The sequence below is a fragment of the Xenorhabdus yunnanensis genome (genome assembly GCF_028598805.1).
Classification (GTDB): Bacteria; Pseudomonadota; Gammaproteobacteria; order Enterobacterales; family Enterobacteriaceae; genus Xenorhabdus; species Xenorhabdus yunnanensis.
In genome coordinates, this window is record NZ_JAQRFI010000003.1 from 1 (window position 1) to 23,674 (window position 23,674).

A 23,674-nucleotide genomic window follows, 5' to 3' on the forward strand; every position below is an offset into this window, starting at 1 on the left:
AATCAATAGAATGCAAATGTCAGATTGCGATGCGCCTGTTAGGGCGCGGCTGGTAAGAGAGCCTTATAGGCGCAGATGAAAAACCCCCGGCTATGCCGGGGGATACTTATTATTTAGTATTCTGATTTTAATATAAAGTGCTAGCACGGCATGGCAATTTGTGTATTTGCACTATTTTTAAAAAGTTAGGTTCAAGCAAAGAGGAAAGTCATCCCACAATATACGTCAGTATTAGCTGTTGTGGAGTTATAGGCTGCCGAGGCATGAGAACAAAATTTCCATTAAATTCTGAGCCAGCTTGATACTCATTAGATAATGTTTGCAGTAGCTTTATGTTAATAGTGTGATCATTACAATCAATAGACGTAATTTCAGCCGCATGAAAATCAAAAAAACGTTTTACATGGGGATAAAGCGCTTTAAACAAACTCTCTTTAATGGAAAACGCAAGGGTGAATGCCTGTTCAAATGGCAATGGGCATTCTGTCAGTAATGCTACTTCATTGGCATTGATGATGCTGGATGAAACACTTTCGACAGTCTCTGATTTAATCTCCTGTTCGATATCGATACCGATCATTTGGTACTTATCACAAGAAGCTGCGAATGCAATGGCGCAGTTGGTGGAATGAGAAATGGAGCCACAAATATTGTCAGGCCAGATTGGGGAACGATCTTGTGCATTGGTTACCTGAAAGCCGGAATAACCCAAATTGTTTAAAACTTGTTGAGTGCAGTAACGGGCAGCCAGATATTCCGCTCGCCGTTTATTGACAGCATTTTGTAACTTGGGTGGATAGATAATGCCGCATTCGCCGAATAATGTATAGCGATAGTAAGTTTGATCAAAAGAAGTCTTCATGACTTGAAGATCGGGATGTCCGGATAGTATGCCTGTTTGTATTTCGTTGAAAAATCTATCATTTATGGTAGTGATTTGGGTGGAGATAAAAGTAATTTTTTTCATCATCGGATTTTATTATTGGTTGCGATTATTGAATAGTGAATTATTCGAAAATAGTTATTGCCTGATTTTGCCATCTTATCCTCCGAAAGTTTAGTTCACTAATGTGGTGACTCTTTTTATACTCTTGCGTGTTATCAGTTAAAAAAAGAGGTTAATGTGGAAATATTAGTGACAGGTGGAATGGGTTATATCGGTAGCCATACGTGTGTCCAAATGCTTGCAGCAGGGATGACGCCGATCATCATCGATAATCTGTGCAATGCCAATCATGAAGTCTTGGCGCGCATTGAGGCATTGACTGGTGTACAGCCTCTGTTTTATGAAGGGGATATTCGTGATGAGTCATTCCTTGATGCCATTTTTGCCCGTCATCAAATTCAATCGGTGATTCACTTTGCCGGATTGAAAGCGGTTGGGGAATCTGTCGCTAAACCTATCGAATATTATGACAACAATGTCAATGGAACGCTGGTGCTGGTGCGCAGTATGCATAAAGCGGGTGTAAAAAGCATTATCTTTAGTTCATCCGCGACGGTATATGGTGATCCTGATGTCGTGCCGATTACCGAACAATCCACGGTAGGCAATACCACTAATCCTTATGGCACCAGTAAGTATATGGTCGAACGCTGCCTGTCTGATCTTCATCACGCAGAAAATGATTGGTCTGTGGTGTTGTTGCGTTATTTCAATCCAGTGGGTGCTCATCCTTCCGGCACGATGGGGGAAGATCCTCAGGGAATTCCTAATAATTTGATGCCTTATATTGCTCAGGTAGCGGTGGGTCGTCGGGAAAAGCTGTCTGTGTATGGCAATGATTATCCGACATCTGATGGCACCGGAGTGCGTGATTATATCCATGTTATGGATTTGGCTGATGGGCATATTGCGGCATTAAATGCCGTTGGCAAGAAATCTGGGCTGCATATTTACAATTTGGGCACCGGAAAAGGCACCAGCGTGCTGGAAATGGTGGCAGCGTTCAGTCATGCTTGTGGCAAGCCTGTTCCTTATGAGATTTGTCCACGTCGTCCGGGAGACATTGCGGAATGTTGGTCAAGCCCAGAGAAAGCTGAGCGAGAGCTGGGTTGGAAGGCAAGCCGTACTATTGTGGAAATGACCGCAGATGCTTGGCGTTGGCAGTCTCAAAATCCCAATGGCTATCAAGCGAAATAAGAAGCAAAAACAAGTGAAATATCTAACCCTAACAATGAAAGGAGTATAATCGTGAGTTCCAACCTGCAACAAGCATTACTCCAGCAACAGTGGACAGAAGTTGACGACTATCTAAAACAAGCACTATTACCCAAATCCCCGCATCTTGAACAATCACTTGAATACAATGCCGCTCAAGGATTGCCTGCTATTAATGTTTCTGCGCTTCAAGGGCAGTTTTTGATGATGATGGTACAAATTAGTGGCGCAAAACGTATTCTCGAAATTGGCACATTGGGGGGATATAGCACTCAATATATGGCAAATGGATTGCCTGATGATGGGCTGCTGTTCACATTAGAAAAAGATCCCAGTATAGCCAAAGTGGCTCAGTACAATATTGAAAAGGCACAGCTTGCCCACAAAATCAAAATTATCGAGGGAGATGCTGTCGAGACCTTGCCGACACTGAGTACTGAAGCTCCTTTTGATCTGATTTTTATTGATGCTGATAAACAAAATAGTACATTGTATCTGGATTGGGCTATCAAGCTGGGACATCCGGGAAGCGTTATCATCATGGATAATATGGTTCGTGAAGGTGCGATTTTACATGAGCAGCGGAACGAATCTGTTGAAGGTGTCCGTCAGGTACTTGATAAGATGCTCAACCGTTCAGAACTTACCGTCACTGCTTTACAAACTGTGGGGGAAAAAGGTTGGGATGGTTTTGCATTATTACGGATAAATACAGATAAAAAATTTATCCAATAATTTTTAATGGCAGGAAATAATAGGTTACAAAAAGGATGGTTTATTTTTGGTAAACCATCCTGAGATCAGTTAACTGTATTCAACACCGCTACCCAATATTATTACCTAATATTATGATGTTGGGGTTGCGGTCTTATTTTCAGAAGCAGGTTTCCGTGCTGACTGACATGCTTTTCGCTCACTGGGTTCGCGCTCTTTAATGATTTTTGCTGTTTCATCTACAGTGGGAAGAGGAAAGCCCATATCGTCATAGGCACCAAAACCAATCAAACGATAACCGCTTAGCGGAGAATTTACGGGGACACGAAATTCTTTCTTTTCCCCTGGCGCTAATGCTTCAAATGAGTGTACTGCCAATGTGCCTGGCTCACACTTATCATTAAGGGGTAAAACAGCCAGATAACCTCCCGCTACAGGTTGGTCACCTTTATTTTGCAGTGTGCCGCCCACAAAGAATTTGCCGTTGGCTCCCAACCCCATATGGAATAATAAATGCGCTTCCCCTTTTGCCCATAATGCTGGGGAAAACAGGCTGCTTGCTATTAATATTGCACTGTATGTATAACCACGCCATTTCATTTTCATGCTCCTGTTTACTGAGTTCCTAAATGAAATAGGTATTGCAGTAGTTGGGAAAAAAATCAAGTTAAGTAAGATAACTTGAGCAATGACTATTAACCCATCAATGACTTTTAATTCATCAGCGACTATTAATTCAACAATTCTTATAGATTGATACAAGAATCAATATCACCATATTTTGTCATTCTTTTGAACACATCCAAATCTAATCTGGCAATGTAGTTAATTAAATAGTGGCTACATAACGGCCCATCTGAAATATCTAGCTTGGTTTGAGGTTTAAACTCATTGATATAGTCCAACGAGGAGTATCCTAAAATCTCAGGAGGTAGATGAGGTATGACGTCATCTATATAGTTGAACACTGCGAAATTACTAAATTTTTGGGTGATGTGTTTGGAGAATTCCCTATTTCCAGGTCTTGGGCAGGCAAATAAACAGGCTGAGTGATTGGGCGCTATTGGGCCAATTTCATACATAAGATAGGACGCAATGGCTGATCCAAGGCTGTGACCGACTACAGTGAATTGACAATTTACCCCTATAAGTTGAGTAATCGCTTCAGCCAATTTGAGGTTGCTATAATCACGGTATGATTCAGGTTCAATGACAATCAGTTTCATTGAGTCATAGACACTAAAAAAACCCCGGCTTACTTCTATTTTGGGAAAACGAGTCCATGGTGAGGTGAAATCAATAAGGCCATCGTGGAGATCTTCTAAAAAAATTGAGGGATCTGTTCCGCGTATAGCAACAACATATTCCCCTGGGGAGTTGCTTTTTTCTGCCACATACCCATAACAGACATGATCGGGCCATACGATTTTTCGGGGGGTTACTGAGAAAGACAGATCATTTGCAAAGATATAGGCAATAACTTTCCATCCATCCTCTTCAATTCGCGGATCGACTGGGGGCGTTGGAATATTGTAATACTGTTCGTTCATTTTCGCTGCATATAACACGAATGCTGCAAAATTGGCGGCTTCTTTGTATGTATACATAGTTACCCCTTTTGTTTGTTCTTTGTTGGTGGGATGCTTGTTTTATGCAACTTAATTGTATGTCATTTTGTCGGATTTGCTGGCTTAAGAGGGAATATACAGGTTGAATGATTCTCTGCTTAGATATTAATGGCATTATTATTATAGGGAACTGAACTTCATATAATCCATGCTATTAGAATTTACTTGTTATTAAATGATGAGAGGTAATGACTTGAAGCCATATTGTATTTATCAATATCGAATTAGCTAATTCCCTTTTGTTATATATAGTTTTTATTTGTTCTTTCAAATTGATTGCTATACAGCGTTATTCTTTCCCAATCTGAAGGTTTTATTTGCAATTGAAGGTTTTATTTGCAAATTTTAACAGTTATCAAGAGGCAAATATGGCAGCACCACGTTCGGTTCTTGAACTTATAGGGAATACGCCGCTACTGGAGCTTACGCATCTGGATACAGGCCTATGCCAGCTGTTTATTAAGTTAGAGAATCAAAATCCGGGTGGTTCAATTAAAGATCGTGTTGCACTTTCAATGATTGAGCAGGCGGAAAAACAGGGGTTGTTGAAACCAAGGGGCACTATCATTGAAGCTACGGCAGGTAATACGGGCATAGGACTGGCATTGGTTGCCGCCATGAAAGGCTATAAATTGATTTTAGTTGTGCCTGATAAAATGAGCAGAGAGAAAATTTATCATCTGCGGGCGCTGGGGACAGATGTACGCCTGACACGCTCTGATGTTGGAAAAGGGCATCCTGAATATTATCAGGACTATGCTCTGCGTCTGTCGAAAGAAATCAACGGTGCTTATTATATTGATCAATTCAATAATCTTGCGAATTCAGCCGCCCATATTGCTAGCACGGGTCCGGAGATTTGGCAGCAGATGGAACAGGATGTTGATGCAGTGGTGGTTGGTGTCGGCTCTGGCGGGACGCTTGGTGGTCTGAGCCAGTATTTTAAGGATGTTTCCCCTCATACGGAATTTGTCCTCGCGGATCCTAAAGGTTCTATTCTGGCCGATTATGTTGAGCATGGTCACTATGACGAAGCTGGCAGTTGGTTTGTGGAGGGGATTGGAGAAGATTTTGTCCCGCCTCTTGGTGATTTTTCTCAGGTTCACCATGCTTATCGCATTACTGATGCAGAAGCGTTTGCCAGCGCCCGCAATTTGCTGCTGACAGAAGGCATCTTGGCTGGCTCTTCTTCGGGAACATTGCTGGCGGCGGCGCTACGCTATTGCCGTGCACAAAAAACACCGAAACGTGTGGTTACGTTAGCTTGTGACAGTGGCAACAAATATCTGTCGAAGATGTTTAATGATTACTGGTTATTGGAACAAGGGTTGCGTGCACAGTCGCACGAAAATGATTTGAGCGATTACATTACTTATCGCTATCGGGATGGCGCGACGGTTTCAGTTTCCCCACAAGATACCTTGCAGATAGCTTATGGTCGTATGCGTCTGTATGACATTTCACAGTTACCTGTGATCGAGAACGACCAAGTCGTAGGTATCATTGATGAGTGGGATCTTATGCATACTATCAAGGCTAACTCACGCAATTTCTCTTTACCTGTTACTGAAGCGATGACCAGTCAGGTTGATACACTTAATAAAAAAGCGCCATTGGAGCAGTTAACTGCCACTTTTGATGCTGGTCATGTGGCTCTGATTGTTGATGATGACAATCACTTCCTGGGCCTTGTTACTCGCACCGATGTGCTGAACGCATGGCGTCAACAACTCAATTGATCTCTTTCAGGAATAAATTAATGACTAATTTTGATAAGACTGGTTTTGATAAGACTGAGTTTGATAATACTAAGTTTGATAATACTAAGTTTAATAAGATTAAATTTGATACACAAAGCGTTCACGCAGGCTACGTACCTGATCATACTGGTGCAGTAATGCCCGCAATTTATGCCACATCAACTTACGCTCAACCTGCACCTGGTCAGCATACCGGATATGAGTATTCTCGTAGCGGCAACCCGACGCGTGATGCGTTGGAGCGTGCGATTGCTGAATTGGAAAACGGTACTCGTGGTTATGCTTTTGGTTCTGGTCTGGCTGCCAGTTCGACTATTCTGGAGCTACTTGATAAAGACAGTCATATTATTGCGGTAGATGATCTTTATGGCGGTACTTACCGCTTGCTGGAGAAAGTGCGCCGTCGGACTGCTGGTTTGACAGTCACTTATGTTGAGGCAGGGGACACAGTGGCATTGGAAGCGGCAATTCAACCCGACACTAAAATGATTTGGGTGGAGACTCCTACTAATCCATTGCTGAAATTGGCTGATTTAGCGGCGATTGCGCAGATTGCCAAGCGCCACAATATCATCAGTGTTGCAGATAACACTTTTGCTTCTCCTTATATTCAGCGCCCACTTGATTTGGGTTTTGATATTGTTGTGCACTCTGCAACTAAATATCTGAATGGTCATTCTGATGTTGTTGCTGGCCTTGCTGTGGTGGGAAATAATGCAGAGTTGGCGGAACAAGTGGCCTTCCTGCAAAATTCTATTGGTGGCATTCTTGACCCGTTCAGCAGTTTCCTTGTCCTGCGTGGTATTCGGACATTGGCACTACGCATGGAGCGCCATATTCACAATGCAGAGAAGATTGCGCATTGGCTCGAACAGCAGCCACAAATTGAGAAAGTGTATTATCCCGGCCTTGTTTCTCATCCTCAGCATGAGCTGGCAAAACGTCAGATGCGAGGTTTTGGTGGCATGATCTCCATCGTACTGAAAGGAGATGAAGATTATACGCATCGAGTCATTAAAGAACTGAAATTGTTTACACTGGCGGAAAGTTTAGGGGGTGTGGAGAGCTTGATTGGTCAGCCATTTACCATGACCCATGCTTCCATTCCACTGGAAAAACGTCTTGCGGCTGGGATTACCCCACAGTTGATCCGCATTTCCGTTGGTATTGAAAATGCAGATGATCTCATAGCTGACTTGTCTCAGTCATTTGAAAATGCAAGTTTTTAACAAAAAATAAGGCAAAAAAAAATAAAGTAACAAAAAATAAAGTAATAAAAACTGAGATAAACAAAAAGTTATGCCAAATGAAGAATATCGTTTGGCATTTTTTATAATCTCATTAATTTATATTGATTTATTTTTAATGTTTATTTTTATTGAATTTTTTATTTTTTCATCTGAAAATAAATATATTAAAAATGTAGGCTGCTTGGTTTTAAGGAAAATGAATGGAAGATTTAATTGATAGGTTTTTATTTTTAAATTAAGTTGTATCAATAATTGCTGATATCTCATTAAGAATGAGATATATTTTATCAAGAATGTATATACTCAATAAATTTCAAGTCGAGGTATATACCCAATGGATTTCAAGATGCATCGCAGCCAACAAAGAGGCAGCTTGAAAGACGAAGAGTATAGTTAACAAAGGATGATGTATTATGGCAATTCTAGATATACTCACAATTCCAGATGAAAGACTAAGACAAAAATGTGTTGATATCACTGATTTTGATAAAGTTCAAACGTTGATTGATGACATGCTGGAGACAATGTACAGCACTGATAATGGTATTGGTTTGGCTGCTCCACAGGTCGGGCGGAAAGAAGCGGTTTTACTCATTGATCTTTCTCCAAATCGTGATCAGCCAATGGTTTTGGTCAATCCTAAGATTGTTGAAAAAGAGCGTCGAGTAGTGAATCAGGAGGGCTGTCTATCGATTCCTGGGTATTACGCAGATGTTGAACGGTTTGAAAAAGTGAAGGTAGAAGCCTTTGATCGGTCCGGTAAATCCATTACGGTAGAAAGCGAGGATTTCCTGTCAATTGTTATGCAGCATGAAATTGATCATTTGCATGGCATTATTTTTATTGATTATCTATCCCCACTAAAAAGGCAAATGGCACTGAAAAAAGTGAAAAAGTATCTAAGTAATAGGAAAAAATAACGTATCAGGATAATAAGAATAAAATAAACTATTACTGGTGATATTATATCATTTTGCAATATTGTGGTTTTATATATTGCTATTATTTAATTTATTAATGATAAACATGTATAAAAAAGCTTAAAATCATGGCTCACAAGGCAGTTAACATATACCCAATGGATTTCAAGAGATTTGATGGTAATGATATAAGCAGAGGAACTATTGTGATTGGAAGAAGTGATATTGCGTATTATCAACAGCCTAATTTTTCCATTGATCTGAACCTGATAGATACAACTGATGCCAAGGTGGGTACTTACTTAATGATATTGGATGCAGAGGGAATTAGAGATGCTCAAGTTCTCTCAGTGAAAGGTGGCAGTAAAATGGAATATGTTAATATTCCTTCTACTGGCAGTAGTAACATGCTTGCATGTGCTATTTATATCAGAAACCGGATCAATAGCAGCTACCCGCTGGTTGGCACTATCTACCTTGGCTACAATCCGTCATCCGGTTGTGTTGATATTACTACAGTGAAAATATCCCCTGATTCTCAATTAGATCTAGATGTCGATAGGGTGGGCAACACTAAGTTTGATTTTAAATTGAAAGTAAAATAGAGCATTCAGGGTTTCTGCATCAGACTTTCGCATCAAAGTTTGTATAAAAATGAGTAAGGTGGTCATTTGGTGGGTCACCCACAAGCTATAAAAAGAAATGGCGGGCCAATAGCGGTGCTGTAAAGTTTTTCTTCAAATAAAAACCTCTGGGCAAAGTCATGATTGGCTGACCGTATTCACCTATGGCTTCTGTCATTGCTCGGCTATTGGCGGCTTTAGGACGCAACTGTAGCACTTCACCATGACGGGCTGTGATGCTCTTGACTTTTCCCAGTACAATAAGATCCATAAGTTCTTCCCAATCGTGTCGCAATAATTCTTCCTCAATGGCATTTGGACTCCAAAGTAACGGAGAGCCTACACGACGTTCGGAAAGTGGGATATTTCTTTCTCCCTCAACGGGTATCCACAGGACACGGGATAATTTACGCCTGACGTGACAATTTTCCCATGTAATGCCGCTGTTACCTGTTAAAGGCGCAACACAGACAAAGGTTGTTTCTAACGGGAAGCCTTTGCTATCCACAGGGATTGTTTTCAGCTCAATACCGATATGTTCAAAGTCTTGTTCGGGTTTACTGCCCGCACTCGCACCTAAATAATATTCAAGCAACATACCGACCCAACCTTTATCACGTTTTAAATTGGGGGGAATAGGGAGCTTGGCTAGCGCGGCAAGTTCCCCCATCGATAAGCCCGCCAGAGAATAGGCGCGATCGAATAGTTGTTGTTCATTTTCAGGTGGTGCCGGAGGTGTAAAGTACATGTTATAGAGTCTTTTTTGGTCAAAAAACGTCCGCGTGAATTATTGGAAATCATTATTAATTTATCATTAGCATGATTATTTTTATAATAGCATGATATAGAAGATTTTTTTATTTGTGTTCTCTGCATTAAAAATAAACTTATTATGATTGTTCACCTATTCCCAGTGATAATAAACAGGATCTTACACCATGTTATCCACAGAATTATGGGATAAGTGATAAAAAGTGAGATCACTGGTTTGATTTACAGCCCTAATGAATGAGGTTTTCTACAAAAATAGACGTTTTTTGTTTAACTAAAAGGCATATCCTGTGGATAAATTCATCAATGGTTGATATTTACCCAAAGTAAGAAGGAGCGTAAATTTTCATGTGTGAGATGCATTGTTAAAAGAGGAATAAAATGTATTAACACATTGAAAAATAATGGTTATTTATTTACGCCTATAGCGAGTGTAAAAATATGTAATAAAAGTATACCCGTCTTACCCCTCGCTTTTTCACATACATATCCACAGAAAAGGTGAATAAAATGGTTTGAGCCAGACAATAAATGTTTATAACTTTAGCTTTTTCTGTGAATTATCCTTCTGAAGGCGTAAACCATGCAGATTTAAAATCAAACCATCCAAAGGTATTCATTTTTTACGCCTCTCATACTGCGTTTGCCCTGTAGTTCGAGCCAGTGATGAAATAATGGATGTAGCCAGTGTTGATTAATAATGTTTTCACACCATTTTTCAACAGATAAATGGTTTTTTCTCCAGAAAGATACCTCTTTTGCTAAGTTATTGCCTAAACATTTTTTTAACAATGGCATTTCGTAGAGGCTAGCATGTTGTTCAGCAAAGAACGGACATGACGACGTGAACAATGCAGAATATCTGCTAATGACTGCAAGGTGGTTTCAGTCTTTTTGCCAGCCAGTAAGTTATCTTACCGGCTTTTTTAGTTGGCTTTTAGTTGGCAATGTAATGCAATGTAACGAGGGAAGGAATTGTCTGTGTTAGCGAAGAAATTCAGGCTGGTTCGCTATTATTCCCAGCCTCTTAAATTTCTTCGGTGATATAACGTGCAACGATATCGCCCATCTCATCGGTGCTGACGGCTTTACCATTACCTGCGAGATCAGCGGTGCGATAACCTTGCTCCAAAGCTCGATTAACCGCTTGTTCAATGGCATCTGCGGCATCAAGGTGCCCAAGGCTATAACGCAGCAACAATGCTGTGGATAATATTTGGGCAATTGGATTGGCGATGTTTTTGCCTGCAATGTCAGGAGCTGAACCGCCCGCAGGTTCATATAAGCCAAAGCCTTTTTCATTCAGGCTGGCAGAAGGCAGCATTCCCATTGAACCGGTGATCATGGCGCATTCATCGGATAAAATATCTCCAAAAATATTGGAGCATAATATAACGTCAAATTGCGCCGGATTTTTGATCAGCTGCATGGTGGCGTTATCGATATACATGTGCTCGATTTCAATATCCGGATAATTTTTTGCGATTTCACTGACAACTTCACGCCATAACACGGAGCTTTGCAAAACATTCGCTTTATCAATCGAAGTGACTTTATGGCGACGCTTGCGTGCGGACTGAAATGCAATATGGGCGATCCGTTCTATTTCGAAGCGGTGATAAATCTCAGTATCGAAAGCACGTTCATATTTCCCTTCACCTTCACGCCCTTTGGGTTGCCCAAAATAAATTCCGCCAGTCAGTTCACGGACGCATAGAATATCAAAGCCTTTGGCGGCAATATCATGGCGAAGTGGACAAAAAGATTCTAAGCCTGCATACAAGCGTGCCGGACGTAAGTTGCTGAATAATTTGAAATGCTTACGCAATGGCAATAATGCTCCTCGTTCTGGCTGTTTTGCAGGAGGAAGGTGTTCCCATTTTGGGCCACCTACGGAGCCAAATAGGATCGCGTCAGCTTTTTCGCAGCCAATAATAGTTTCTTGCGGCAAGGGCGTATCGTGACGATCAATAGCTATCCCTCCTGTATCATATTCGCTGGTTGTGATGCGGATATTGAAACGATGACGGATGGCATCCAACACTTTGTAGGCTTGCTTCATAACTTCAGGGCCAATGCCATCACCGGGCAAAACAGCAATATGATAGTGATTGGCTTCTTGCTTGCTTGGCGTTCCGTAATTTGAAATAGATTGATTTGAAATAGATTGGCTCGAAGGCATAATTATACAATTTCCTTTGTGTTGTGTTGGTTGTCGTCTTGGATACTGCTTTGGGAAATGCGTTGCTTTTCTTTTTCTACTTGTTCTGCCTGCCAGATGCTATTCAGGACGTGGATCATTGCTTTGGCAGAAGATTCAATGATGTCAGTTTCCAAACCCATCCCATGGAAACGGCGGCCAAAACACTCCACGATAATATCAACTTGCCCGAGGGCATCTTTGCCATGTCCTTTGCCGGATAATTGATAAGAAATTAATTCCAGTGGGTAGCCTGTGATGCGGTTAATGGCCTGATAGGTAGCATCAACTGTACCATTACCTGTAGAGGCTTCAGACTTGAGTTCATCTCCGCAAGCCAGACGAACGGTCGCTGTGGAGACTAAGTTAGTGCCTGACTGGATGCTGAAATAGTCCAGACGGTAATGTTCATGATCTTGCTGTTGTTGATTGATGAAAACCAAGGCTTCCAGATCGTAATCAAACACTTGTCCTTTTTTATCTGCCAATTTCAAGAATGCCTGATACAACGCATCCAGATCGTAGCCATTCTCTTGATAGCCCATTTCTGTCATGCGATGTTTCACGGCGGCACGTCCAGAACGCGAAGTCAGATTCAACTGAGTATCTTTCAGGCCGATAGATTCTGGTGTCATAATCTCGTAAGTTTCACGATTTTTCAGGACTCCATCCTGATGAATACCAGATGAGTGGGCAAACGCGTTGCTACCTACAACGGCTTTGTGGGCGGGAATCGGAGTATTGCAAATTTGACTCACCAACTGACTGGTACGGTAAATTTCTTTATGGTTGATATTGGTATGCACTCCCAGCATTTGCTGGCGTGTTTTGATCGTCATGATCACTTCTTCCAGCGAGCAATTGCCTGCACGTTCTCCCAACCCATTTATAGTGCCTTCTATCTGACGAGCACCTGCTTGAACTGCGGTGATGGAGTTAGCTACGGACATGCCTAAATCGTCGTGGCAGTGGACTGAAATAATGGCTTTATCAATATTGGGTACGCGATCAAACAATGTGCGTATAATGCCGCCAAATTGATAAGGTGTGGTGTAGCCAACCGTGTCTGGAATGTTGACTGTAGTTGCGCCAGCTTTGATGGCTTGCTCAACAATTTTGCACAGATTATCGATATTTGTACGACCTGCATCTTCACAGGAAAATTCGACATCATCGGTGTAGTTACGTGCTCGTTTGATGGAGCGAACTGCCATTTCAACAACATCATCAAAGGTTCTTTTTAATTTATGTTCGACGTGCAGATTTGAGGTAGCCAATACCATATGCAGGCGGAAGGCTTCAGCAACTTTCAGGGCTTCAGCGGCGACATCAATATCATTGTCAACGCAGCGGGATAAGGCACAAATACGACTATTCTTGATTTCACGGGCGATAGTTTGAACTGATTCAAAATCCCCCGGAGAAGAAACTGGAAAACCTGCTTCAATGATATCAACTCCCAGCCTTTCCAGTGCATAAGCAATTTGCAGTTTCTCTTTCACACTCAGGCTGGCTTGTAATGCCTGCTCTCCATCACGTAATGTGGTATCGAAGATAATAACTTGCTGGCTCATGTTGTGCTCCTGTCAGATAGACTAGTTAGGTGATCATGTTTTATTTTTGAGCGCCGAGCAGGTAAAAAAAACCCGCGCGGTGCGCGGGTTTTCATTTCTGATGAAGGTCAACTTAACTCTGTTTTTCATCCACCAGCATACCGCGCACATTAAAGGCGATAAGTAGTAGGCTTAGTAGAAGAATAGAGTGAGTCATGTGAGCTAACCTTTATAAATTTGTTAACTTAGTTTTAAGTTTCAATGTATTTATAGATACTTTATCTAAAAAACAATGTCAAGCAGTATAAGTATAAATTCAGAGTGAATCATGCTCGTTGTTGGTTGCTTATTGAGCGGTCATTGGACTTGGTGACTATTTTTTACATTTTTAGCGATGTTTTTATCTATTTTTCATATCTATATATGGAGTAAAATCCGGCTCTGATGGATGATAAACATGATATCTGTTATTTTATACAGTTAATTATATGTGATGTTTTATTAGACTGTTTTAATACGGATACATACTGACTGGTTCTAAGGAACAAGGAATGATAGATGTTAACCACAGTATTTTTTAGGTTAAGCAATCATAACCATATAGAATATTAATAAATTGTGTCTCGATATATTGGAAGAACTAATTTCTATTAAATACATCCGATCATTTTCTTGATAGAGAATATTAATAGAGATTTTTTATAAGTAGTTAGAATGCAGTAATTTTATTATGAGTTGTTTCTACTCTTCATTTTGTCATTATTGGCTGATCGTTTGTGATGTAAGTCGTTAGTGTAAGTTGAGTTATTCCTATTCATATATAACGCATTAATATTCATGCTTATAAAATATTACGGTTGCATAGATAAGAATGCATTGGTTATGCATATTTGATTTTTTACAAGGAAGATTCTCAATTTATTTTCCAACAAATTGGGGTAATTGATCTTATTAATTGGTAAGGCTGTTTATGATGTCTAAATGTTGCATTTAAAAACAGCCAATATTCCATTATTTAGTGAGATCACTGCTATAAGTTTAGTGGAGTGAAATAATGACTGAATACAACTCAGTAACTACAGGAAAAAAAGAGCCATGCGATGTTCAATTGCGTAGTGTAGATCTTAATTTGCTTACTGTTTTTGATGCTGTAATGCAAATGCAGAATATTACACGCGCAGCTCGGGCATTAGGCATGTCACAGCCGGCTGTCAGTAATGCGGTAGCGCGTTTGAAGACGATGTTTGATGACGAATTATTTGTTCGTTATGGTCGGGGTATTCAGCCAACGGCAAGGGCAAAACAGCTTTTTGGGCCTCTCAGACAGGCTCTTCAAATTGTCCATAATGAATTGCCCGGAGTGGGATTTGATCCCAATAATAGTACAAGAGTATTTAATCTCTCTATTTGTAGCCCTCTTGATATTCGTTTAGCTGCTCAGATTGTTGGGCAAATAAAAAAACATGCTTCTAATATCGAAGTTGTCATTAAAACACAAATCAGTAATGATATTGAGAAGCAATTAAAATATCAGGAAATAGAATTTGTTATCAGTTATACCCAATTAGAACGCCCTGATTTTCATAATTATCCTCTGTTTAATGATGAATTAGTGCTGGCCGTTTCTAAACATCATCCTAGAATTGACAAGCGAATTACTCAGCAACAATTGCAGGAAGAAAGACATGCTATTGTTGCGTTGGATAATACAGATTCATTCAGTAAGCCTTACTATGAAAGCAATGAATTATTGCGCTCTATTTCTTATCAGGGAACGGATTTAAATAGTGTTCTTAATATTGTCTCTCAGACTTATTTAGTTGCCATTGTGCCAAAATGGATGGTTGAACACTATTCTGAACAGTTAAATATTTGTTCAGTATCTTTGCCTAATGGTCGGATTTCTCGTCCTTGCTATTTAATATGGCATAGCTCAACCGATCGGGATAAAGGCCACCAGTGGATGAAATCACTGTTAAGTCACCTTGGTGAACAAGAATAAATCACATTAAAGCAGAACATATGAAATGAGAGCCTATCCCTTTAACAGAGTATCAGATAGTTGTCTATCGGATAGCTGCACACCGGGATAGGACTCTTGATTCGTAGGACTCTTGATTCTCGATAAATCCTGCAAACATTTTCCCATTCAAAGAAAGAAGATAACAAAAATACACTTCCCCCTTTTACTAGGAATAGGTAGACTGCGCGAAAATAGCTAACATCTGTAAGCTGAAAAGTAGGCAATACACTTACTGAAGACGCTGAATAAAAGACTTATACAGGAATAGATTGTGATAACAGATTCTCTGCATTCCTATCACTTGGTTAACCGATTGCAGCAGCAAGCCAATGAATATCCGGAAAAAATTGCATTTCGGCAATGGTCACCATCAGAACAGCTTGAAATGAATTGGCGGCAGGTTGAATGCACAACAAAATCCGTGGCAAGAGCACTACTGTCATTGGGAATAGAAGTGCAGGAGAAAGTTGGTATTTTTGCACAGAATTGTATTGCATGGTCATTGGCTGATTTAGCTATTCTTCAACTTCGGGCTGTAACAGTGCCGCTGTATGCGACGAGCACTTGTGATCAGGCTGCATTTATGCTCAATGATGCAGGAGCACAGGTGTTATTTGTTGGTGGACAGGAGCAATATGACATTGCGATGGCACTGATTGAACTGTGCCCCAAACTCGCTCATCTTATTGTTATGGATGAATCTGTGGATTTGCAAGGATGTCCGCAGGCATTGTATTTATCCGCTTTTATTGATAATGACTATTCACAATATCAGGCTGAACTTGATGGCCGTATTGCTGACCGGGATTTAAATGATCTCTTCACGTTAATCTACACCTCTGGTACAACGGGAGAGCCAAAGGGAGTGATGTTGGATTACCGTAATATCGCGTCACAGCTTTATCTGCATGACCAGAGATTAACATTGACTAACCAGGATGTATCGCTCTGCTTCCTTCCCCTATCCCATATCTTTGAACGGGCATGGAGTTATTATGTCATGCACACCGCTGCCCTGAATGTCTATTTAACTGATACAAATTTTGTGCGTGAAGCAATGTCTGATGTTTGCCCGACAGTCATGTGTTCTGTTCCCCGATTTTATGAAAAAATTCATAGCGCGATCTTGGACAAAGTTTCCCGTGCACCTTTTTGGCGCAGGATGATTTTTAATTGGGCATTGAAGCGGGGAGAAAGCCGTTGGATGCATCAGCAGAAGAATAAAAAAGGTTGTCCATTCACACGCTGTAGTTATCAATTGGCTGACAAATTGGTGTTGAACAAGCTCCGTAATCTTTTGGGGGGGCGGGTACGTTTCTTGCCAGTGGCGGGAGCACGCCTTGACGATAACATTACCCGTTTTTTCCTGTCCATCGGTCTGAATATCAAATATGGATACGGCATGACAGAAACCTGTGCCACGGTATCTTGCTGGGAAGAAAAAAATTATCTGTTGGGTTCAATTGGCACGCCATTGCCCGGTGTTGATGTCCGTATCAGCACGGAAGGGGAGATTCAAGTGCGTGGCCCTATTGTTATGAAAGGTTACTTCAACCGCCCAGAGGAAACTGTCCACGCCTTTACTGAGGATGGCTGGTTGCGGACAGGTGATGCAGGGGGACTGGACGATGACGGTAATTTGTTTATTACCGAACGCCTGAAAGATTTGATGAAAACGTCAACAGGCAAATACATTGCCCCACAAATGATTGAAGGGATGTTAGGACAGGATCGTTTCATTGAACATATTGCAGTCATTGCCGATGCCCGCCAATTCGTTTCTGCATTGATTGTTCCCAGCTATGAAGCGCTGGAGGAGTATGCAAAATCAATCAATCTCCATTATCGTGATCGTCTTGAGTTGTTGCGCGACCATCAGGTTGTAGAGCTGTTTGAACGGCGTTTGAAGGAAATGCAGAAAAATATTGTTAAATTCCATCAGGTCAAACGATTTATTCTTTTGCCGGAAGCCTTCTCGATGGAAAAGGGAGAATTAACGCCCACATTAAAATTGCGTCGCAAGATTATCTCTCAGCGTTATCAGAGCGAAATTGAATCCATGTATCGGGATTGAAAATAGGCAAAAATACGGCTATCCACCGGACAAATGTTTGCAGTATGTGAATTGATGTTTGCTAACGTTTATATCTAACGTTATTTTAGTTAAATTGGTGTTATTGAAGCTGGTGTTATTAAAACTGGCGTTAGCGAAGCTGATGTTATCGAATTTAGCGTTATCGAAATAGCATTAAACTCAATTCACTTATATAAATAAGAAATGGAATAAATAAGGTAATTTTTTCGTTACCTTATGAAATTCTGACGATTAACTTGCAAACATAGCTTGGAGGCAAACTCGATGGAGATGCTGTCAGGAGCCGAAATGGTTGTCAGATCGCTAATCGATCAGGGCGTTGAACACGTGTTCGGCTATCCGGGTGGGGCTGTACTGGATATCTATGATGCTCTGCATACGGTTGGAGGTATCGAGCATATTTTGGTTCGCCATGAACAGGGAGCTGTTCATATGGCGGATGGATATGCACGTTGTACGGGAAAAGTCGGGGTTGTTTTGGTGACATCCGGGCCAGGGGCAACGAATGCCATTACGGGAATAGCAACCGCATACATGGATTCAATTCCCATGGTGGTGTTATCTGGTCAGGTTGCCAGTTCCCTGATAGGTAATGATGCTTTTCAGGAGTGCGATATGGTGGGAATTTCCCGTCCCATCGTGAAGCATAGTTTCTTGGTGAAAAAAGCAGAAGACATCCCAAATACAATTAAAAAAGCTTTTTACTTAGCCGCAAGTGGCCGGCCAGGGCCTATTGTTATCGATTTTCCCAAAGATACTGTCAATCCTGCATTGAAATTCCCGTATGTGTACCCTGAAAAAATCAACATGCGTTCTTACAACCCTACTGTTCAGGGACATAAGAGACAAATTAAGCGGGCATTGAATACCCTGATGGAGGCAAAAAAGCCTGTGCTTTATGTCGGGGGTGGTGCCATAAATTCAGGATGTACGTCAGAATTGGCGAAACTGGTTGAGCGTTTTCACATTCCGGTCGTTAGTTCGTTGATGGGATTGGGGGCATTTCCTGCAACTCATCGTCAAAGTTTGGGAATGCTGGGGATGCACGGTACTTTCGAAGCTAACAAAGCGATGCATAATTCCGATGTGATTTTTGCTGTGGGTGTGCGTTTTGACGATCGAACAACCAATAATCTGGAAAAATATTGTCCGGAAGCGACTGTACTGCATATTGATATCGATCCAACCTCGATTTCGAAAACGGTGGCGGCAGATATCCCTATTGTCGGAGATGCTAAACAGGTGCTTGGTCAGATGCTGGAATTATTGGATTCCACGGAAGATACCCAAGATCCTGATGCTCTGAAAGATTGGTGGCTTTCCATTGAACAGTGGCGCAGCCGCAAGTGTCTGGATTACGATCAGACTACAGCGAAGATCAAGCCACAAGCCGTAATTAAAACCCTTTATCGTCTGACTAAAGGGGAAGCATATCTTGCGTCAGATGTTGGTCAGCATCAGATGTTTGCCGCTCTGCATTATCCATTTGATAAACCAAGACATTGGATTAATTCCGGTGGATTAGGAACTATGGGTTTTGGTTTGCCTGCCGCGCTTGGTGTGAAACTGGCAAAACCTGATGCCACAGTGGTATGCGTGACAGGAGATGGCAGTATCCAGATGAATATTCAAGAGCTGTCTACTGCCTTGCAATATGGCTTACCTGTTTTGGTGCTGAATTTAAACAACCGTTTCTTGGGCATGGTGAAACAATGGCAGGACATGATATATGCAGGTCGCCATTCTCAATCCTATATGGAATCCCTGCCTGATTTCGTCAAATTGGCGGAATCTTATGGTCATATTGGCATCGCCATCCAGACTTACGATGAGTTGGAGACAAAACTGGCTCAAGCCTTGTATGAAGTCACTGAAAATCAACGTCTGGTTTTCGTGGATGTTACCGTTGATGAAACAGAGCATGTTTATCCAATGCAGATCCGTGGAGGAGCAATGGATGAAATGTGGTTAAGCAAAACAGAGAGGACCTGATCATGCGCCGGATTTTGTCTGTATTACTTGAAAACGAATCGGGAGCGTTATCCCGCGTGGTTGGTTTGTTTTCTCAGCGGGGTTATAACATCGAAAGCTTGACGGTTGCTCCTACTGAAGATCCAACATTGTCACGCATGACTATTCAGACCAAAGGTGATGCCAAGGTATTGGAGCAAATTGAAAAGCAATTGCATAAGTTAGTAGATGTGCTGCGGGTCAACGAATTAACGGCCGGGCCTCATGTTGAGCGTGAGATCATATTGGTTAAATTACAAGCCAGTGGGTATGGCCGGGAGGAGATTAAACGCAGCACGGATATTTTTCGCGGACAGATTGTTGATGTGACTTCAACTCTCTATACCGTCCAATTAGTGGGGACGAGCGAAAAACTGGATGCTTTTCTTGATTCAGTCAGAGAGGTAGCGGAGATTGTGGAAGTGGTGCGTTCGGGTATCGTTGGTGTCTCTCGCGGAGAGAAAATTATGCGATGAAAAATCGCAATCTGCGGGTTAAAATACAGATATTCATGGGGCCCTACTGTAAAGTAGGGCTTTTCATAATATTACTGAGGGGTTAATGTGAAACTGGATGAGATCGCCCGCTTAGCAGGTGTTTCACGTACTACGGCCAGTTATGTCATCAATGGTAAAGCCAAACAGTATCGGGTCAGCGATAAAACAGTAGAAAAAGTGATGGCAGTGGTCAAGGAGCATAATTATCATCCCAATGCTGTTGCTGCTGGTCTTCGGGCGGGGCGTACCCGTTCAATTGGTTTAGTCATACCCGATTTGGAAAATACGAGCTACACGCGCATTGCCAATTATCTTGAACGTCAGGCACGGCAACGTGGCTATCAGTTATTGATCGCGTGTTCTGAAGATCAGACTGATAATGAAATACGCTGTGTTGAACATCTTTTGCAGCGTCAGGTTGATGCGATCATTGTTTCCACGGCCTTGCCGCCTGAGCATCCTTTCTACCAGCGTTGGGCAAATCGCTCATTACCAATCATTGCTCTTGACCGTGCTTTGGACAGTGAGCACTTTATCAGTGTGGTTGGGGATGATCTCGAAGATGCGAAGATGCTGGCACAGGAGTTGCAGCAATTTCCTGCTGAGTCAGTCCTCTATTTGGGAGCATTGCCTGAATTATCGGTCAGTTTCTTGCGTGAACAAGGTTTCCGCAAAGCATGGGAGCATGATCCACGGGAAGTAAACTATCTTTATGCCAATAGCTATGAGCGTGAAGCTGCGGCTGAAGTATTTGCATCATGGTTGGAAACGAATCCTGTTCCTCAGGCATTGTATACCACTTCATTTGCGTTGCTTCAGGGAGTCATGGATGCGCTTCTCAAGCGTAGTGGTCGCTTACCTAGTCAATTGGTTATCGCCACATTTGGCGATCATGAGTTGCTTGATTTCCTTGAATGTCCGGTATTGTCTGTGGCACAACGCCATCGTGATGTCGCTGAGCGTGCTCTTGAGCTGGTACTAGCCAGCTTGGATGAAAAACAACGTCCAACCCCCGGAATAACCAGAATGCGTCGTCATTTATGTCGTCGTGGTAAGCTGAGTCGGAAGGCCTAATTGAGTGCCCTCATTAAAGATGAGGGTGCTATTTACTTGCTGAAAATTCTCAAAATACACTTTTTTGGCTAATTTTGAGACTATTCTGACTAAAATTCTTCTAAACATCCTTTTATAACCTTTAAAATTGATAACGTATTATTCAAATCAATAAGATCAATAATTTCATATTGAAACATTATTATTTGTGAATATTACTTATTATTTATAAATGTCACTTATTATTGGGAGGTTGGCCTCTTATTTGTTTGATATATAATCATTTTACATTTTTAGATAAATACTGAATTTCAATATGTTATTATTTTTTTATACTATTGTAACTCAAATATATTGTTATTATTGATAGATTGTATGTGATTAACAATTGGACAACAATGAGATATGAGTTACATAAATTAATTTAAGTGGTAATTTTTTGCACTAAACGATATTTCTAATAAGGCTCTCAGTAGTTCTATTAAATTATTCAAAATTATCATAGTGTTATCTATTAATGTTATAGCTAAAAATTAAGAATCCTTCTTTTTCTGTTCCCAATCTTTCTGTAAATCTAGCTAAAGCGCACCGGCTCTGGCTTGACAAGGTTTTCATACCATCCGTAAACTCTTAATTGTGGTGATTTGTGGGATAATGTGGAGATTTGGGCCATCAAGGGGTAACCTGAGCATGTTTCGTGGAGCAACGCTGGTTAATCTCGATAATAAAGGGCGGCTCACTGTACCAGCCCGATATAGAGAAATGCTGAATGAGGAATCAACAGGTCAAATGGTTTGTACTATTGATCTCCATCAGCCGTGCTTGTTGCTTTATACATTACCCGAATGGGAAATCATCGAAGAAAAATTATCTCGCTTATCCAGCATGAACCCAGCTGAGCGTCGTGTTCAGCGTTTGTTATTGGGGCACGCCAGTGAATGTCAGATGGACAATGCAGGGCGTCTTTTATTAGCTAATACGTTGCGTCAGCACGCAGGGCTAATAAAAGAGGTCATGCTGGTTGGGCAATTTAATAAATTTGAATTGTGGGATGAGCAAGTTTGGTATCAACAGGTACAGAATGATATTGCGGCTGAACAATCCACACAAGAACCTCTATCAGCAAGGCTACAGGACTTATCACTATAAACATGGCAAATAGTCATTTTGAGCATACCAGTGTACTACTGGATGAAGCTGTCAATGGACTGAATATTCAAGAAGATGGAATTTATATAGATGGAACATTTGGGCGAGGGGGGCACTCTCGCCTGATTTTGTCGAAATTAGGGACTAATGGACGTTTAATTGCGATCGATCGTGACCCACAAGCCATTGAAGCGTCAAAGGCCATTGCTGACAAGCGTTTTTCTATCACACATGGGCCATTTTCTGAGTTGGCAACTTATATAGAAGATGCGGGTCTGGTTGGAAAAATTAATGGTGTATTGCTGGACTTAGGGGTTTCCTCCCCACAATTGGATGATCCTGAGCGTGGTTTTTCATTTATGCGTGATGGGCCATTGGATATGCGTATGGATCCCACCCGTGGGCTGTCCGCCGCAGAGTGGTTGATGAAGGCCGAAGCCGATGACATCGCATGGGTGTTGAAAACGTTTGGTGAAGAACGTTTTGCCAAGCGCATTGCAAGAGCCATTGTGGCACGCAATCAGGAACAACCAATTACGCGTACCCGCGAGCTGGCAGAGTTAATTGCTCAAGCAAGCCCAATTAAGGAAAAGCATAAGCATCCGGCAACACGCAGCTTTCAGGCTATCAGGATTTACATTAACAGTGAATTGGAAGAGATCGAACGTGCATTAGATGGTGCATTGCGCGTTCTGGCACCACAGGGGCGATTATCTGTCATCAGTTTCCATTCGTTGGAAGACCGCATAGTGAAACGTTTTATCCGACAAAACAGCCAAGGGCCACAGGTTCCAGTCGGTTTGCCTCTTACGGAAGCGCAGTTAAAAACGCTGGGGGGAAGAAGTCTGAAATCTATTGGCAAAATGAAACCCTCTGAGGGTGAAGTAGCCACAAATCCAAGAGCGCGAAGCTCTGTTTTGCGGTTTGCTGAGAAGACGGGGGAATAATGGCTAGTGAACGTCACGGGTTAGTCGGAGTTATTGGCAGGGATTTAATTTGCAATGCCAAGCTACCACTGATTTTGCTGGTGGCAGTTGTTGTTTCAGCCATCAGTGTTGTGACGGTCGTACATAAAACCCGCTTATTGACTGCGGAAAAAGAGCGTCAAGTGATCCAATTTTATGCTCTGGATAATGAGTGGCGTAATTTGCTCCTTGAAGAGAACGTTCTGGGTGAGCACCGTCGGGTTGAACAGAATGCGATTAAACAATTGCAGATGCAACACGTTGATCCAACCAAAGAAAATATAGTGATAACTGAATGACTC

The 23,674-nt window shown here is 41.5% G+C and carries 21 protein-coding genes and 1 pseudogene; 14 read left to right on the plus strand and 8 right to left on the minus strand.

The genetic code is table 11. The features are described from left to right. Nucleotides 1–208 precede the first annotated feature (208 nt). Nucleotides 209–970, minus strand: coding sequence for a 4'-phosphopantetheinyl transferase family protein (locus PSI23_RS01760; protein ID WP_273553451.1), 762 nt, complete (start codon nucleotides 968–970; stop codon nucleotides 209–211). Between the two features lie 153 nt (nucleotides 971–1,123). On the opposite strand from PSI23_RS01760, the gene galE reads away from it, so the two are divergent. Together galE and PSI23_RS01770 are read left to right on the plus strand one after the other, a co-directional pair. Beyond that, nucleotides 1,124–2,143 (plus strand): UDP-glucose 4-epimerase GalE, encoded by a 1,020-nt coding sequence (gene galE / locus PSI23_RS01765; RefSeq protein WP_273553452.1) that lies wholly within the window; start codon nucleotides 1,124–1,126, stop codon nucleotides 2,141–2,143. Nucleotides 2,144–2,191: 48 nt separating this feature from the next. After that, nucleotides 2,192–2,896 carry an O-methyltransferase gene (locus PSI23_RS01770; protein WP_273553598.1) on the plus strand — a complete coding sequence of 235 codons (705 nt, stop codon included), beginning with the start codon at nucleotides 2,192–2,194 and terminating at the stop codon, nucleotides 2,894–2,896. 111 nt (nucleotides 2,897–3,007) lie between these two features. On the opposite strand, the gene PSI23_RS01775 is transcribed toward PSI23_RS01770, so the two are convergent. Both PSI23_RS01775 and PSI23_RS01780 read right to left on the minus strand, forming a co-directional pair. After that, nucleotides 3,008–3,475, minus strand: coding sequence for a membrane-associated Zn-dependent protease 1 (locus PSI23_RS01775; protein ID WP_273553453.1), 468 nt, complete (start codon nucleotides 3,473–3,475; stop codon nucleotides 3,008–3,010). Nucleotides 3,476–3,621: 146 nt separating this feature from the next. Then, nucleotides 3,622–4,482: a lipase family protein gene (locus tag PSI23_RS01780; protein WP_273553454.1), complete on the minus strand. Its 861-nt coding sequence runs from the start codon at nucleotides 4,480–4,482 to the stop codon at nucleotides 3,622–3,624. Nucleotides 4,483–4,871: 389 nt separating this feature from the next. Between PSI23_RS01780 and PSI23_RS01785 the strand changes: the two genes are divergently transcribed. From PSI23_RS01785 to PSI23_RS01800, 4 genes are all read left to right on the plus strand, one after another. Further along, a complete protein-coding gene (locus tag PSI23_RS01785; RefSeq protein WP_273553455.1) occupies nucleotides 4,872–6,242 on the plus strand; it encodes a pyridoxal-phosphate dependent enzyme in 1,371 nt (456 codons plus the stop codon). Nucleotides 6,243–6,262: 20 nt separating this feature from the next. Then, entirely contained in the window at nucleotides 6,263–7,492 is a 1,230-nt protein-coding gene (locus PSI23_RS01790) for a trans-sulfuration enzyme family protein (protein WP_273553456.1), read from the plus strand. A 434-nt stretch (nucleotides 7,493–7,926) separates the two neighbouring features. Next, the gene (gene def, locus PSI23_RS01795; protein ID WP_273553457.1) at nucleotides 7,927–8,433 is read left to right on the plus strand and encodes a peptide deformylase; all 507 of its coding nucleotides are present in this window, start codon (nucleotides 7,927–7,929) and stop codon (nucleotides 8,431–8,433) included. A gap of 206 nt (nucleotides 8,434–8,639) precedes the next feature. Further along, nucleotides 8,640–9,038 carry a hypothetical protein gene (locus PSI23_RS01800; RefSeq protein ID WP_273553458.1) on the plus strand — a complete coding sequence of 133 codons (399 nt, stop codon included), beginning with the start codon at nucleotides 8,640–8,642 and terminating at the stop codon, nucleotides 9,036–9,038. Between the two features lie 85 nt (nucleotides 9,039–9,123). Here PSI23_RS01800 and mutH read toward each other — a convergent pair whose 3' ends face one another. From mutH to leuA, 4 genes are all read right to left on the minus strand, one after another. Next, nucleotides 9,124–9,804, minus strand: a complete 681-nt coding sequence (gene mutH / locus PSI23_RS01805) for a DNA mismatch repair endonuclease MutH (RefSeq protein ID WP_273553459.1) — start codon at nucleotides 9,802–9,804, stop codon at nucleotides 9,124–9,126. 808 nt (nucleotides 9,805–10,612) lie between these two features. Further along, nucleotides 10,613–10,705, minus strand: coding sequence for an SgrR family transcriptional regulator (locus PSI23_RS23015; RefSeq protein WP_373567271.1), 93 nt, complete (start codon nucleotides 10,703–10,705; stop codon nucleotides 10,613–10,615). Between the two features lie 149 nt (nucleotides 10,706–10,854). Next, nucleotides 10,855–12,009 carry a 3-isopropylmalate dehydrogenase gene (gene leuB, locus PSI23_RS01815; protein WP_273553460.1) on the minus strand — a complete coding sequence of 385 codons (1,155 nt, stop codon included), beginning with the start codon at nucleotides 12,007–12,009 and terminating at the stop codon, nucleotides 10,855–10,857. Nucleotides 12,010–12,011: 2 nt separating this feature from the next. Further along, nucleotides 12,012–13,601, minus strand: a complete 1,590-nt coding sequence (leuA, locus tag PSI23_RS01820) for a 2-isopropylmalate synthase (protein ID WP_273553461.1) — start codon at nucleotides 13,599–13,601, stop codon at nucleotides 12,012–12,014. A gap of 1,033 nt (nucleotides 13,602–14,634) precedes the next feature. Here leuA and leuO point away from each other — a divergent pair. Together leuO and PSI23_RS01830 are read left to right on the plus strand one after the other, a co-directional pair. After that, on the plus strand, nucleotides 14,635–15,582 hold the full coding sequence (gene leuO / locus PSI23_RS01825) for a transcriptional regulator LeuO (protein ID WP_273553462.1): 948 nt from the start codon (nucleotides 14,635–14,637) through the stop codon (nucleotides 15,580–15,582). A gap of 295 nt (nucleotides 15,583–15,877) precedes the next feature. Further along, nucleotides 15,878–17,677 (plus strand): AMP-dependent synthetase/ligase, encoded by a 1,800-nt coding sequence (locus PSI23_RS01830; RefSeq protein WP_373567274.1) that lies wholly within the window; start codon nucleotides 15,878–15,880, stop codon nucleotides 17,675–17,677. A gap of 18 nt (nucleotides 17,678–17,695) precedes the next feature. Here PSI23_RS01830 and PSI23_RS23040 read toward each other — a convergent pair. Then, nucleotides 17,696–17,839, minus strand: a pseudogene (locus PSI23_RS23040) (pentapeptide repeat-containing protein); the annotation flags it as partial. Between the two features lie 123 nt (nucleotides 17,840–17,962). On the opposite strand from PSI23_RS23040, the gene ilvI reads away from it, so the two are divergent. From ilvI to ftsL, 6 genes are all read left to right on the plus strand, one after another. Beyond that, the gene (ilvI, locus tag PSI23_RS01835) at nucleotides 17,963–19,690 is read left to right on the plus strand and encodes an acetolactate synthase 3 large subunit (protein WP_273553464.1); all 1,728 of its coding nucleotides are present in this window, start codon (nucleotides 17,963–17,965) and stop codon (nucleotides 19,688–19,690) included. Between the two features lie 2 nt (nucleotides 19,691–19,692). Beyond that, nucleotides 19,693–20,184 carry an acetolactate synthase small subunit gene (gene ilvN, locus PSI23_RS01840; RefSeq protein WP_273553465.1) on the plus strand — a complete coding sequence of 164 codons (492 nt, stop codon included), beginning with the start codon at nucleotides 19,693–19,695 and terminating at the stop codon, nucleotides 20,182–20,184. 87 nt (nucleotides 20,185–20,271) lie between these two features. Then, nucleotides 20,272–21,279: a catabolite repressor/activator gene (gene cra, locus PSI23_RS01845; protein ID WP_273553466.1), complete on the plus strand. Its 1,008-nt coding sequence runs from the start codon at nucleotides 20,272–20,274 to the stop codon at nucleotides 21,277–21,279. A gap of 669 nt (nucleotides 21,280–21,948) precedes the next feature. Continuing rightward, on the plus strand, nucleotides 21,949–22,407 hold the full coding sequence (gene mraZ / locus PSI23_RS01850; protein WP_273553467.1) for a division/cell wall cluster transcriptional repressor MraZ: 459 nt from the start codon (nucleotides 21,949–21,951) through the stop codon (nucleotides 22,405–22,407). 2 nt (nucleotides 22,408–22,409) lie between these two features. Beyond that, nucleotides 22,410–23,354 carry a 16S rRNA (cytosine(1402)-N(4))-methyltransferase RsmH gene (rsmH, locus tag PSI23_RS01855; RefSeq protein WP_273553468.1) on the plus strand — a complete coding sequence of 315 codons (945 nt, stop codon included), beginning with the start codon at nucleotides 22,410–22,412 and terminating at the stop codon, nucleotides 23,352–23,354. Then, nucleotides 23,351–23,671 (plus strand): cell division protein FtsL, encoded by a 321-nt coding sequence (gene ftsL, locus PSI23_RS01860; protein WP_273553599.1) that lies wholly within the window; start codon nucleotides 23,351–23,353, stop codon nucleotides 23,669–23,671. Before rsmH ends, ftsL begins: the two co-directional genes overlap by 4 nt. Nucleotides 23,672–23,674 lie beyond the last annotated feature (3 nt).